The 13,388-nt window shown below is 31.3% G+C and carries 13 protein-coding genes and 2 pseudogenes; 6 read left to right on the top strand and 9 right to left on the bottom strand.

Going from position 1 to position 13,388, the window contains the following annotated elements; translation table 11 throughout:
* Positions 1-1,337: 1,337 nt before the first annotated feature.
* From AZF08_RS32215 to AZF08_RS18305, 3 genes and pseudogenes are all read right to left on the bottom strand, one after another.
* A pseudogene (locus tag AZF08_RS32215) lies at positions 1,338-1,427 on the bottom strand (Rpn family recombination-promoting nuclease/putative transposase); the annotation flags it as partial.
* A 164-nt stretch (positions 1,428-1,591) separates the two neighbouring features.
* A complete protein-coding gene (locus AZF08_RS18310) occupies positions 1,592-3,232 on the bottom strand; it encodes a S8 family peptidase (protein WP_033676517.1) in 1,641 nt (546 codons plus the stop codon).
* 516 nt (positions 3,233-3,748) lie between these two features.
* Positions 3,749-4,108 (bottom strand): FAD-dependent oxidoreductase, encoded by a 360-nt coding sequence (locus AZF08_RS18305; protein WP_200875231.1) that lies wholly within the window; start codon positions 4,106-4,108, stop codon positions 3,749-3,751.
* A gap of 403 nt (positions 4,109-4,511) precedes the next feature.
* On the opposite strand from AZF08_RS18305, the gene AZF08_RS18300 reads away from it, so the two are divergent.
* The 3 genes from AZF08_RS18300 (at position 4,512) to AZF08_RS18290 (ending at position 6,055) form a co-directional block, all read left to right on the top strand.
* A complete protein-coding gene (locus AZF08_RS18300; protein ID WP_033676515.1) occupies positions 4,512-5,021 on the top strand; it encodes a DinB family protein in 510 nt (169 codons plus the stop codon).
* Positions 5,022-5,155: 134 nt separating this feature from the next.
* Entirely contained in the window at positions 5,156-5,623 is a 468-nt protein-coding gene (locus tag AZF08_RS18295) for a GNAT family N-acetyltransferase (protein ID WP_033676514.1), read from the top strand.
* 246 nt (positions 5,624-5,869) lie between these two features.
* Positions 5,870-6,055, top strand: coding sequence for a YkvS family protein (locus AZF08_RS18290; RefSeq protein WP_033676512.1), 186 nt, complete (start codon positions 5,870-5,872; stop codon positions 6,053-6,055).
* 318 nt (positions 6,056-6,373) lie between these two features.
* Here AZF08_RS18290 and AZF08_RS18285 read toward each other — a convergent pair whose 3' ends face one another.
* Both AZF08_RS18285 and AZF08_RS18280 read right to left on the bottom strand, forming a co-directional pair.
* Positions 6,374-6,946: a GNAT family N-acetyltransferase gene (locus AZF08_RS18285; protein ID WP_033676511.1), complete on the bottom strand. Its 573-nt coding sequence runs from the start codon at positions 6,944-6,946 to the stop codon at positions 6,374-6,376.
* 58 nt (positions 6,947-7,004) lie between these two features.
* Positions 7,005-7,496, bottom strand: coding sequence for a hypothetical protein (locus AZF08_RS18280; protein WP_033676508.1), 492 nt, complete (start codon positions 7,494-7,496; stop codon positions 7,005-7,007).
* Positions 7,497-7,782: 286 nt separating this feature from the next.
* Here AZF08_RS18280 and AZF08_RS18275 point away from each other — a divergent pair, with 286 nt between their 5' ends.
* Complete coding sequence (locus AZF08_RS18275) at positions 7,783-8,163, top strand: VOC family protein (RefSeq protein ID WP_033676506.1); 381 nt, start codon at positions 7,783-7,785, stop codon at positions 8,161-8,163.
* Positions 8,164-8,266: 103 nt separating this feature from the next.
* Here the strand turns inward: AZF08_RS18275 and AZF08_RS18270 are convergent.
* Positions 8,267-8,578 (bottom strand): annotated as a pseudogene (locus AZF08_RS18270) (phosphotransferase); the annotation flags it as partial.
* A gap of 166 nt (positions 8,579-8,744) precedes the next feature.
* On the opposite strand from AZF08_RS18270, the gene AZF08_RS18265 reads away from it, so the two are divergent.
* Positions 8,745-9,323, top strand: coding sequence for an HAD hydrolase-like protein (locus AZF08_RS18265; protein WP_033676498.1), 579 nt, complete (start codon positions 8,745-8,747; stop codon positions 9,321-9,323).
* A 160-nt stretch (positions 9,324-9,483) separates the two neighbouring features.
* Here AZF08_RS18265 and AZF08_RS18260 read toward each other — a convergent pair whose 3' ends face one another.
* Positions 9,484-9,864, bottom strand: a complete 381-nt coding sequence (locus tag AZF08_RS18260) for a VOC family protein (protein ID WP_033676497.1) — start codon at positions 9,862-9,864, stop codon at positions 9,484-9,486.
* A gap of 511 nt (positions 9,865-10,375) precedes the next feature.
* On the opposite strand from AZF08_RS18260, the gene AZF08_RS18255 reads away from it, so the two are divergent.
* The gene (locus tag AZF08_RS18255) at positions 10,376-11,047 is read left to right on the top strand and encodes an MFS transporter (RefSeq protein WP_235190087.1); all 672 of its coding nucleotides are present in this window, start codon (positions 10,376-10,378) and stop codon (positions 11,045-11,047) included.
* A 439-nt stretch (positions 11,048-11,486) separates the two neighbouring features.
* On the opposite strand, the gene AZF08_RS18250 is transcribed toward AZF08_RS18255, so the two are convergent.
* Both AZF08_RS18250 and AZF08_RS18245 read right to left on the bottom strand, forming a co-directional pair.
* Positions 11,487-12,533, bottom strand: a complete 1,047-nt coding sequence (locus AZF08_RS18250; RefSeq protein ID WP_033677992.1) for a DUF2332 domain-containing protein — start codon at positions 12,531-12,533, stop codon at positions 11,487-11,489.
* 113 nt (positions 12,534-12,646) lie between these two features.
* A complete protein-coding gene (locus AZF08_RS18245; protein ID WP_033677990.1) occupies positions 12,647-13,246 on the bottom strand; it encodes a hypothetical protein in 600 nt (199 codons plus the stop codon).
* Positions 13,247-13,388: the final 142 nt, after the last annotated feature.

Below are 13,388 nucleotides of genomic sequence, written 5' to 3'. Positions count from 1 at the left end.
TTATTATAACTTTAGGTAACATATAAATATCAAGAACCTTCAAGGATATCTAAAATTACAAAAGTTATAAAACGAAAAAAAGACATATCTGAAGTTTTTTGGTAATGATAGGGTTTAAAAATACAAGCAAATCGTATAATACGAATGATTGGGAGAGATAAAAGAATATTTTCAATAGAATTGCAACTGTTACTCATTAAGAATGCCAGATTAATATTCAATCTGAATGAATATTAATCTGGCATTTTTTTAGTTACATATGTTTGTCTCTCAGGAAAACATTATATATTTCATGAATATTAAATATTATTTCTCGATAATAATTCCGATGTATTAATTCTAGATACGAGGATAAGAAAAGAAAAAATAGTGGAATATAATAAAACATTCTCAACAATCGTCTGATTTTATGTTTTTCACTACCTTTATATGACTATTGCGATGTTATAAGATTTTTAAACTCATAGTACACCAAAGATTACTTTAGTAATTAATAAAAACACACTAAAATAAAAAAACGAGCTCAATTCTCATAATTAACTGCAGAGAGAGAAAATTATCGTTTTGGGGAGTACTTCAAAATGTTAATTTGATGGATATGGGTCAGTTTTTTTGGGGTTTTGGCTCATATAAAGTGTTTAATAAACGATTATATTCACTTCTCGTAATTTCTTTATTATACAATTGAATTAACAAATCTTTATGTTCTCTTGAAAAAGCCATTTTGTTAAAAAACTTAGGATACATATAATTATTCTCTCCACTTCATGTCGGTTCTAAAATTTCATATTGTCTTCATTTGATCCTTATAAAAATTACTTTATTATAACTTTATAACATCAATCCCTTTTCAAAATCATTCATCAGAAATCAACAGTAATATTTAACAGAGCATAAAAAACTATTAGAGTTTTACTAAGATATTCTTCTATATTGAAGAGTAACTTAATAATAACTTATATTAAGTAGATTTATTTATGAAATTATACATATTTAATTGATAGTTACTAAATACAAAAGGTTTTATGGTGAAATATCAATTTAAGATACACTCTATATTACAATTTATGTAAAACAGGCTCTTGGTTCATATCAATGTCCTCCAACGTTTAAATTAGATATTCGTCTCCATTCGCTGATAATAATAACCAACGAACAAAAAAACTTCCCACAGATTATTTTTTCTTGGCACCTTCATACTCCATAGTTATCTAATTATATGAAAGGATTTTGGCAACCAAACCAAAAAACCGCTTCTGAATAGATACAGAAGCGGTTCTTTGGCTGTAATTACTGGATTCATGGGATAACTTTTTTCTAAGAATCCTTCAACAATAAAAAGATTTTATAATTCCCTCCTTTCCTTTCGTCCCAAATAACTGTTTAAAAGCAAAATCAATGCGTAAATTTACTAATCTAGTGGACATGGGTTTTCTCTCCCTGTCTATATCATCTCTTATTCTCATTGTACATAAAAAAAGGTGGCACATGAAAACAGGCTCTTATGTTATCTTACATAAGAGCCTGCCTGAATCCATACAAAACTAGTTCTATAAAATTACTTTCTAAATATTAAAAGATATTTTTACTATTATTCTGGAAATACGAAGGTCGAATCTCCTTTTTCCTTATTGTTTGAATTCTCTTCTGGGAATACTATAGTAGATTCTTCATTTTCTCTATTCATTCCTTGCTCTTCTGGAAATATAATAGATGAATTATTACTTAAGTTTGGAGAAAATCCAAGATTAGATAAAATAGCTTTTAAATCAGGTAAAACACCAATTTTATCAGATATTGGATCGTTAGACTTTGTTCCTGTACCAGGATTACTTAAAATACTTCTTAGCTGACTTGGTGTATATGTTTTCCCTAAGTTCGCTTTTGCAATCCCTTGAATTGATGCCGCAGCGCCAGCAATAATAGGTGACGCGCCAGATGTTCCACCAAAGCTAGATGTATAAAGATTTGTCATGTATTGATTTGGTTTAGCATCTGTTGTATCAACAGCATTTCCCCATCCATATACATCAACTCTACTACCATAGTTAGAAAAGTATGAACGCTTATGAGGAACTCTCGCAGAAGCTGCACCAACTATAATAGCGCCTGAATCTTTAAAGTCGGGACTATTACGATTCAAAACTTGTTTACCGTTACGATCTTTAAATTGATCCAAGTCATTTCCTCCATTTGCACCGGCTTCAATAATAATGATTCCTTTATTTACTCCCATGCGAATAGCATCAAAAATGTCTGGTTTTACTTCTACAGGTAGATATTTGTCTCCATATCCATCATAAGTTGCTTGCGCTTCTAATAATAATATATCGCCCGCTTGTAAATTATGAACCGCACTTAAAATAGCATCGGCTGTATTGTAACTACCATTGTCTCTAATTTGAGATACAACCTTTACCTTTGCTTTAGGAGCGATCCCAATACCTCCTTTGTTATTATCTTCTGCAGAAACAATCCCTAGGACAGAGGTACCATGATCATGATGTTCGCTCTTATTTTGTCCAGATATAAGTTCAATATTTTGATTCACTAAATCTTCATGATTTAATAACCACCCATACTCCATATCTACAAAAGTTGTCCCTTTTCCATCCCCACCTTTAATACTCCAAGCATAGGGAGCATTAATCCCTAATGGTGCTGCTTCAAGATACCCTTGTCTTGCAAGTCTAGGTTCATCATATGGATTAACAGATAAGGCTGGTAACTGCACTTCTGGTGGTGCTTGTTTTTCTTGTAGATATGCAGTCTCAACAAGGGAAGATTTCTCAAATTTCACAAGTAATGTTTGTATATCAACATCAACAGGAGCTTCTACAATATAATAGTTTAGCAAATTAGAAGAAATATGATCTGATTCTTGTATTTCTTCACCTAGATTTTTAATTTCTGTGGGATTTAAAGATCTAAAGAGTCGATTTAAGGTTATATTTGGATATTCAGCAAAAATTTCTGTTAATTCGACATTATACTTTTCTTCTTTTATGACTTTCTCAATACCATCCTTAGATGGCAGATTTGCTTCATTTTTAAATTTTACAATTAATTGTTTAACAGCTTGTCTATTTCCATCAGCTTTTATTTGTTTATTTGAATAATCGTAACTAGCAGCATAGGCAACACTGGAGCCTCCACTAGAAAACATATTGCCTACACCAGTAAATGTTGTAAGCGCAATTGAAGTTATCAGAATTCCTTTAAAAATTTTCAAAATGTACACCTCTAATATTTTTTTAATATTTTCTATCAGAATATAATAATAATAAGTTTTTTATATTCTCTAATTACTTTTTTGAACTAGCTTCTTAGATACATAAACCCTATATTTTCAACTCCTATTCATTTTATATTATTTGTTCATACCACATTAATACGCTCAGATCTATTAATTAACAGTATCGATGTAACTATTATAGTTACAGTAATGTGAGATAGTCAACTTTATTTTTTATGCAAATTTGCATTTTCATTGATATTCACTATATATTTGGTTCTACTACAAAAACATACTATGTAAAAGCGAATGAAGCCTATGTATATGTGAAGTAAATAAAAAGGAAGAGAATTATAAAAATTCTCTTCCTTTTTTATGTGTTCATAAACATTACTTATCTATCTTAAGAGAGTACATTTATACGATTATTGGTTCTGGTACAAGTGTGTTACACCCTTAAATAATTCATACAAATGCCTAATCAAAGTGTTCGAAAAAGTATATCATATGTTCTTATTTCAAACTATATACTTCTTCATCATTCCACTGAATTTTATAAGAGGATAATTCGTTACCCATCTCCATAAAAAATTGATCTGGGTTCTCAAACTTTTTAAAGATACTATCTATCCTTTGTTTTCGGTCATCCTCAAAATAATAATAGGCATCACTAAAATCATGCTCTTTTAACATTTTTGCTAAATACATTGCATCTTCGAGCGCTATGGAGGTTCCTTGACCAGTCCATGGACTGGTTCCGTGGGCAGCATCACCAATCAACGCCACTCTTCCCTTTGACCAAGTAGGCAACGAATCAAATTTAAACAAGCTTCTTGCATTAATGTTTGTTGTCTTACGAATAATTTCAGCCACTGGGCCTTCCCAATCCTCAAACACATATACTTCAAAGTCTTTTCATAGTAAGCCACTCCTTCTTCCATAGTTTGTACCGTAAGTCTTTTCTTATTGATGGCCTCCATCAATAAGAATGGTGCTCGTTACTCTTTCGCGATATTCCATCAAATAAAACAAAGACACAAAACTCTCCCAGCATGTCAAAAACTGTTTTTCTCGTACTTGTGAGACTTTCGCCCATTTTTCTCCAAAAGCATGTACATATGTATACATATATTTTAATTTACCTATTGTCTATACATAAGAATTTACATAAAAAAATATTCACTTTAAAATAAGAACGTACATTCTATTCGTGTTTTAAGAACTGTGATTCTTAGATATAGAAAGTATCAATCAAACATAAAGGGGATTATTTACAATGGACAACATGGCAACACAAATGTATCACTATAACGTATGGGGAAATGAACAAATTTTTAAACACTTACATACACTTCCAAGAGAAACCTACCACCAAGAAATACAAAGTGTTTTCTCCTCTATATCTAAGGTATTAGCTCATGTTTATCTTTCTGATCTTGGTTGGCTAGAAATTCTTTCTGGAAAAAGTATGAATTATGCATTATCTTTGGCTAAAGAACTAAAAGAAAAAACAGAGGCTAATGGAATTAAGGAAATGGAGATAAAGTTTAAAGAACTATCTGATAAATTACAGATATTTATTAAACAACAAGAAAATTTAGAGAAAGATATATTAATTAAAAATCCCTCCGGTGACCAGATGAAAATGAGTATATCCGAAATTCTACTGCACATTAGTAATCATGGAACATATCACCGTGGAAACATTACAGCTATGTTAAGACAAATGGGACACACCTCTGTTATGACAGATTATGGTTTTTATTTATATGTAAAATCAAAGTAAATAATAAAGCGTAATTATTAAAAAGCTAGCAAATTGTCTTTTCTACTGGTACTTTATGTACACTCACATTATCCTCATGAGATTTAAATGATACCGGATCAAAAAAACACTCTCAAAAATGGAGGTTATCACTCATGTCTCAAGTAAGTCTAAAAAAAATAACTGCTGAAAACTGGCGAGAGGCTCTTGGACTTTCGGTAAACATTGAGCAACAAAGGTTTGTCTCTGCAGTTACACCTCCTGTTGCTATTGCTCTTGCCAAGGCATACATCAGACCAGACGATAGAATTATCGAACCTTATGGTATATACAATGAGCAAAGAATGGTTGGTTTCTTTAACCTACACTATACACTCGATAGCAAAGATGACTTTTGGATTTTTCATTTTTTCATTGATAAAGGGGTTCAAAGAAAAGGATTTGGGGCCGCTGCGTTACAAGTGTTACTTAAGCATATCAAAGATGTTCACCCTTCTTGCCACCGTATTCGCTTAACTGTACATCCCGAAAATGATTCAGGTAAAAAATTCTACACAGGTCTTGGGTTTACTGATGATGAAATTTTCACATATGATGAGTTGACATATTCCTTGTACTTTTAAAAAAATTTCAATTTAGCATGATAACTATTCCTAACATTGTTTACACGAGCGATAAGTAATTTTATTTGTAAATTACTTATGAGTATTGAAATTTGATGAGTAGTTCAAACAATTTTAACCACCTTGTTCATCTTTTTTCTACACCATAACAATTTGATAAATAAAATTTCATATTCATTAATCGGGAGATACATGTTTTAATATATTTACTATTAAAAAAAATCTTTTTTTGAGGGGGATCCCACTATGATAGCGAATATAGGAGATACTGTACTATTTAAACGTGGAAATTTGAAAATCACAGGTTTAGTCATTAAACTATATAGTGAATCTGTGTTAGTAGAAATTACAGATGCTGATGGTGGAAAATTTGAATTTGATAGAACTGTAGTTAACCACAAAAATTATAAGATACTAAATAATCATTCTTAACTTTGAAAACAGCATCTAGTATACACAAACTAAATCATTTGTATTTTAGTACAAATATAACTTCAACCTCACACTGAAAAAAAGTTGGTCAAAAAATATATATGACTGATGTTACTTTGAGATAAAGTTTAATCAAAATAGCATTTGAACATGTATTTTGCGACAAGTAAAAAGAATCCATTTTGAAAAAAGATTGATCAAAATGGATTCTCAAAAAAACATCTCGATATATTATTTATAAATGGACGGTGCCACTTTTTTATAAACAATTCAACTTTATTTCAAACTAGCAAAAAGAACAACTCTATCTTCTTACAATTACCGACGTTCAAATCTTAAATACCAATATATCGCAACTTCATCACTTTGCTCATTTATACCTTTATATACAAGAAAATCAAAGCCCCCTATAATAAATCCACAACTTTCGTAAAACCTGCATGCACTAACGTTATTGTTCTGTGTCTCAAGCATAATTCCTGGCATTTCACCAGCTTGCGCCCAATTCTTTGCCCGCTCAATTAATTTTCTCCCGACCCCAAGCTGCCTAAACTGCTTATCTACTTTTATATCTTCCACATAGGCGTAGCTGTTCCAGTTCCTTTTTAATATAATTTGTCCAACCATCCGGTCATTTACAAATGCTAAAAAAATTATTTGATTTGGATTATCAATATATCGACTATAATCTAGATCCTCCTCTTGATCCTCATTATATATATCTTCTGAATAACTTTTTTCATAGCTTGGTATTTCTTTCACTGTGTATTCTATTCGTTTATCCGCCTTTGCTAATGAAAGAACTAACATAGAGTCAATGCTAAAACTATCATCAACTTCAGGCAACTTATTCAAATCTGCTACTTCCATTTTTCTGATAAGAATATCCATCTTTATCTCCTCTAAGTAAAATGTAGTATATTTACAGTTAATACCCTTCTTCCTCATATTAGATATTTATAGCAATTGCTGCAATGAATAAACTAGCTATTATTAGAAAAGGCGTACCAATTATTGCCCCCTTTACATGCATCATATAATTTTTATAGCCATCCATTCCTTCTGTACTAGGAATAACAACAAATCTTGGCGTAATCCAGCAAAATATAAGCCAATCAATAATAAATAAATCAACCAAATTAAAAATCATCAAAATTCCAAAAGAATGAAAAAAAGCATCGATAAACAATAATTTCTCATGTTGATTTAGTAAAAAAATTGAAATAAACGGGGTTCCGAAAAGAATTACATTATATACAATTCCAAAATATAAAATTTTTCTTTTTTCAGAGAGTGTTTTTGGCAGAACAACTTTTTGAATATCTTTAGGATAAGCGTGTAGCCATAAACGAGGATTATAATACAATGACCCTAAAATCATAATTGAGAGTACACAAGACATGATGATTCCAACGAGCAACATTTGTTCATACGGACTCATAACCATTCCCCTCCTTACTTGTAATTACCAGCATCTCATTACTATGTAAGCGAATCATTTCATTACAAATTCTATGTGTTCCCGCATCAGAAAATTAGCACATATCTTTGCTAAATAAATTTTTCATTCCTTTATCTAAAATCGTTTCATTCTTATTTCTTGCAATATCATTTCAAATTTAATAAAGTAAAACTCTAATTAGAGTGGTTCATCTCCACTGATTATTAGCCATACATATCTGGTTAAATCTACATAAATCAACATAAGAAGAGGACTGGTGAAATAAATGAAAATCGAACATATCGCTATTTGGGTAAATGATTTAGAGGCAATGCGCAATTTCTATACACAGTACTTTAATGGAGTCGCAAATTCTTTATATCATAATCAAACCAAACACTTCGAATCTTATTTTATTACGTTTGAATCTGGGGCACGCCTAGAAATTATGTGTCAAAAAGGAATAGAAAACAAACCCAATCCTAATATTACTGGTTATGCTCATTTGGCTTTTTCTGTTGGTAGTGAAGAAAATGTAAATCAACTAACAAAAACATTAAAAGAAGCAGGATATCCTGTATTAAATGGACCACGTTTCACTGGAGATGGCTATTACGAGAGCGTAATAAGTGATCCAGAAGGGAATCATATCGAAATAACTATATAGAAAAAACAACAACAAAAAACCGTTCAAAAATTTTGAACGGTTTTACTGCCTTATATTTTCTATAAGTCTTGAAAAAAGTTTGATCCCTACAGCAATCCTGCTTCTATCGTTTTCCTTCATTACAATACTGGTCTACTAATCTCATCAGATATTCTCCGTTTTCTGAAGATACATTTTCTGATAACCTGGCCCCAGCAATAATAGGAGCCCACTCCAAAACTTCTTCTTTTGATAAACCAAAATTTTTGCAATATATACGTAAATACATTTCAGCTAATTCTACTGAAGACTGTGCATATAATAAATATGTTCGATATACATCTGCACGAATATCTCCCGAGCTAGAATCAACCCAATCAATAATTTTCACGTTATCATTACTCATGATCAAATTAAATGGATGATAATCCCCATTCCCCATTTAATAGTTAGTCCGTCTTCTAAATTCGGTTATTACTTAGTGAAAATTCCCTATGCTTATTCCACAATCCTCCATTCGGGTAGGTTTATAAAAGAAGGAGTTTACGTTAGCTTGACGAATTTATACTGATATAATTATAAAAAGGGTGGTTTAATTAAATATTTTATGGGATTTTGATGGAACATTACTTGATACTTATCCTGCGTATACAAAAATACTCTCTCAGGTTTTAGGAGATCCGGTGGATAAACAGGAAATCTATGAAAAGTTGAAAATTTCGTATTCCCACGTAATTGATTACTATAACATTTCCAGCAATAAAGAAGTAGAAATAAAAAATTTACAGAAGAAATTATCTCCAAAAGAAATTAAACCATTTGATAATGTAGAAGAAATCTTAAAATTTGCAAATAAAAATGTAATTATGACCCATAAACATAGGGACGGAGTTTTAGCTATCTTAAAATACTACGGATGGGATAAATACTTTGTTGACATGGTAACGATTGACGACGGTTTTCCTCGTAAACCCAATCCATTAGCATATATTCATTTGCACACAAAACACAGAATCGATTTAGTTATTGGGGACAGAGAATTAGATTTATTACCCGCAAAAGAATTAGGAATTTCAACGTGCATTTTTCAAAGTCAAAGTGATTTAGCTGATTATCATTTACAGGACTACTCGGAATTTTTTAATACTGATATTTCGTTAGTGAAAGGAGTAATCGGTTAACAATAATAAAAATAAAAGGACCCAATCTTGGTTCTTTTATTTTTATTATTATCAATATAATTCTTTAACAGAGCCTAAATATAAAAAAGACCCTGTAAAACAGGATCTAAACAAACTTTAAAACATCGTGGTTTTATTTCAAATTGATATACACTTTAAATTATTTCTTTTCCATAATTGCAAAATAATTTTTCTCATGATCCGCAAAATTAAATGCTCTACCAGAAGGCATATTTACAATTTCGCCGACTGTAATTTTTTTATCGACAAATTCTTTATATAACTTATCCAGATTTTCAGTAAAAAACAGCATCGAAGGTGTATTAAGATTTAATTCAGGCTGCATTTTAGCGATTAATTCTCTATTATGTAGGATGATACTCGTTTCAGCTTCCTTTGTTGGAGCAATTTCAATCCATTTGAATCCTTGACCGTTATCTTCTTCAGCAACTAAGCTAAACCCTACTTTTTCTGTCCAAAATTGTAAAGCCTCATCTTGATTATTTACATATAACATAATTTGACCGACTTTATTAATCATTATTTTTTCTTCCCTTCTTCTATGTTTAGTTGTATTCAGTATATACAAACTAGTGTTCTTTTTAAAGCGTTTTTTATCTTAAAAGAATTTTTAAGATTTCTATCGTTTTCGACATATATTCAAAAGATACCTGCATTTTAGAAGAAATGCATATTTATCATTTCACCCATTTTAGCACCCTGTTTTTATCTCTTTCTTAACATCTTGAGTTGAGGACTATCATCTTTTTTGTAGGACCAACGATTACATGATAGTTGTTTTAAAGGAAAAACCATATTCCTAGATTCTTTAGTTTCATTATTTAATTGGCTCTTAATTTATTCTCCCTCTTTCTATTCATATATATTTCCACTACATTGCAAATAAGTACAAAAAGAAAAATGACTGATCCTACTAAAAATGTTTGATTATTCTCTGAAATTCACATCATTTTACATACTCTCTATTCAACTATCGAAAGTAAAATCTTCTCAAGTTCTTTTTTAGGTAACGTACTTCCATTTATATAAACTTGGTATTAAACTTCTTAAAAAGTGTAGAATACAAGTCAGTAAGCCACTGGAAAAAACGGGACCAGTTAACACAAGGATGGAAAACAATTAAGATTACCTCCCCCTTAAGAATACTTGTCCGAATGGAATTTTTAGAAACCATTGCATCCACTGTTTGGATTGCAGCTATATTATATGTGTATGTCGAACAGTCTTTAAATGAGAAAGAACAATGGTGGGGATTTATAAATAGTTCCTTTTTTGTCGGTTTAGTTTTAGGCAGTATAACATGTGTTAAGTTTTCCAAGTTCGTAGAGAAAAACCGATATGCTTTTATTCTTACAGGTGCTTGTATGTCGTTCGTCTTAACCATTCTATTTAGTATGACGAGTATGCCAGTTACTGCTTTGATTTTGTCAGCATTAATCGGTCTTTTTGGACAATTAAAAAACATTCCACAACAAACGTCAATTCGAACGAGTGTTCCCAAAGAAAAGTTAGCAACCGTTTATACTTCCATTGGCACAATTGTAACAGGGGCATTCGGAGTTTCATCACTGATAATGGGATTACTTCCCGATTATTTTGGAGTTCGGAATGTATTTGTTTTTTCTGGATTATTGCTTGCAATCGTTAGTTTTATTGTAATTAAGAATAAGTATATTTTTAGAGAAACTGTTAGGCAAGAATAAGGTATAGATAAGAACGAAGGGCACATATTATACATGATTAATATGTGCTCTCCTTTATTTTTAAGGATTTTTATAATTTAGGTCTTGATAATGTAATAACGGTACGACTTTTTTATAAAGTGAAACTTTAATCAGTGGGGGTTTTCTTCATCCCCCACTGATTATTAGTTGAACGAATCGGGCTTTTACGGGCAGTTGATCCCCTACCTAACTTCTATGCTTTCGCTGAATTTTGAGGTAGGGGTCTTACTGCCCGTTAATGCGGGATAAACAGTGTAACTTTATTTCAAATCCACAGTTAATGGAACCAGTTAGGCTCTTACAAGCAGTTGATCCCCTATATATTTTTCCGAACTTTGGAGTCGGAGTGTTACTACCCATTAAATCGGTATAAAAAAAGACAACCTATTACGGTTGCCCTTTTACCTTCCTGTAAAGTCTAACAAAGCGATTTATCTTCTAACCCCCAACTAAACCACCGCGCATGGCCATCTATTTCTCCAACAGTTTCATTATATTCTTTACCATTCATAAAATAATCAAGATGAAGATCTCTATCCCACATGTTGTTGTAAAGATGGAAAACATCGCGTTTCGCACCAATTTCTTTAATCTGCTCTACTAATTTATGCTTTACACTCTCTGGTATTTGATTCGCTACATGTGTATGGAATACACAAATTACTGAATCCTCTGGAATTTGTTCTGCAATTTCTGAAAGAAGAGCTACTCCATCCCCTTCTATGAGTTTCACAGATTGTTCTTTTAAACAAGCGGCTGCATGATCAAACATTTCAAGTCGTTCTTTATGCTCTGGCCAAATGAGCGCACGTAACCATAAATAGTCTTCCTCATCATTCAAATCATTTATGTGCAAATCAAGACCAATTCTTTCGGTGACAGGAGGACTTTGTTGTAAGAGAAGCGGCTGATTATCCCCTTTTATTTCTGATTCTAAATGAACGTTAGATTTTATATTTCCGTATACCTCTCCTGTTCCATATGAATAGCTATATTGATCCCAAAACAACTGTAAACCAGCACTTGTCCCAATTTCAATTAACGCTAGAGGTTTATTAATCTTATTAAATACATAACAAAAGCTCGGGTATAAATATGTACATCTTCTTACTTCATTTGTCTGAACTAGCTTCGTTTTTAAAATAGAGATAATCTCCTCACTATGAATTTGACAAAAATCTTTAAAATGATGAAAAGCTTGGTCTAGATTTTTTTCTGGGGTGGAAACGAGACTACCATAGTATTGTTTTAATATATGGTTATTCCCTTTCAATAATAAGTAGTGAACGGCACCAAATAATAAATTCGGGGTTGGCTGACCAAGTTGTGCATGTGATGCTAGTGTAAGCAGTTCTTCATCTTCTGATATTTTTAATGATACATGTTCGTATAAAGCACTTGACCCTTTACATTCCTTAACAGAAAAATTTCTAAATAAGTTGGAGATTTGTTCGTGTGTAAGCATTTATAGTCCTCCTGAATTCAAGTTTGAATATTCAGAACGATTATAACATAAAGAGCTGAAATGACATATTTTCACAAATCTATTTTTGATTTACATAACACTTCAAATAAGTTTCATAAAAGTATTTCTACTCCATTAGGATCTTTTAGGGCCTTTTTGTATGAAGGATTAAAACATACATTTTTCAATGTCGTTTTATTATCAAGAATCGTTTCAATACTGTTTATTTCTTTTTGAAATAAACATGAAAGATCTTGTTCTAATCCAGATTTTTTTATTGTCATTACAATTTTCTGCAACTCTTCTATGCTCTCAATGTCATCTATTGCATCCATATTTGTTTGCAGTTCAATTCGAAAATCATATGGTGTTGAAATGAAGGTTCTTTTGTCCCCTCTATTTACTTTCCACTTTAATTTCTCAGCTTGTGCACAAATTCGTTCACATTCTTCTTTTGACGTAAGGAAACCAATATGATCAAATTTGATTTTTTTCCCATAGCCAAATGTAATGTTTACTCTCCCTTTTCTAACTTCAATAATTCGAAAAAGTACCTGTTTATCACGAAAATCCTCCCAAGTTAATGGTGGGTCAAATTTACAAAATTCTTCATTACACCTTCCGATTCTTTTAGAAATACGAAAACCACAGCTTTTATAAAAGTTCTCCATTTCTTCTAAATAAGGTGTCCAAAAATGATAATGAAATAACATTCAAATCCCCCTTTTATTATATATATTCTACATAATTATATAATTAAGATATTATTGTCACCACCTCACAAAGGGCCAATTAACTAGGGATTTTTTCATACTTTTATAGGGTTGACGTAACATGATTACTACTCTCTTCTCA

It is taken from the genome of Bacillus gaemokensis, assembly GCF_001590835.1.
GTDB lineage: Bacteria > Bacillota > Bacilli > Bacillales > Bacillaceae_G > Bacillus_A > Bacillus_A gaemokensis.
Note: the sequence above shows the minus strand (reverse complement) of the source record. Positions and strands in the feature narration are given on the sequence as shown.

Bases quoted from the DNA above. Each gene is read 5' to 3' on its own strand.
- AZF08_RS18300 (WP_033676515.1), top strand. From the start codon at position 4,512: ATGGACAACATGGCAACACAAATGTATCACTATAACGTATGGGGAAAT.
- AZF08_RS18295 (WP_033676514.1), top strand. From the start codon at position 5,156: ATGTCTCAAGTAAGTCTAAAAAAAATAACTGCTGAAAACTGGCGAGAG.
- AZF08_RS18290 (WP_033676512.1), top strand. From the start codon at position 5,870: ATGATAGCGAATATAGGAGATACTGTACTATTTAAACGTGGAAATTTG.
- AZF08_RS18285 (WP_033676511.1), bottom strand. From the start codon at position 6,946: ATGGATATTCTTATCAGAAAAATGGAAGTAGCAGATTTGAATAAGTTG.
- AZF08_RS18280 (WP_033676508.1), bottom strand. From the start codon at position 7,496: ATGAGTCCGTATGAACAAATGTTGCTCGTTGGAATCATCATGTCTTGT.
- AZF08_RS18275 (WP_033676506.1), top strand. From the start codon at position 7,783: ATGAAAATCGAACATATCGCTATTTGGGTAAATGATTTAGAGGCAATG.
- AZF08_RS18260 (WP_033676497.1), bottom strand. From the start codon at position 9,864: ATGATTAATAAAGTCGGTCAAATTATGTTATATGTAAATAATCAAGAT.
- AZF08_RS18250 (WP_033677992.1), bottom strand. From the start codon at position 12,533: ATGCTTACACACGAACAAATCTCCAACTTATTTAGAAATTTTTCTGTT.
- AZF08_RS18245 (WP_033677990.1), bottom strand. From the start codon at position 13,246: ATGTTATTTCATTATCATTTTTGGACACCTTATTTAGAAGAAATGGAG.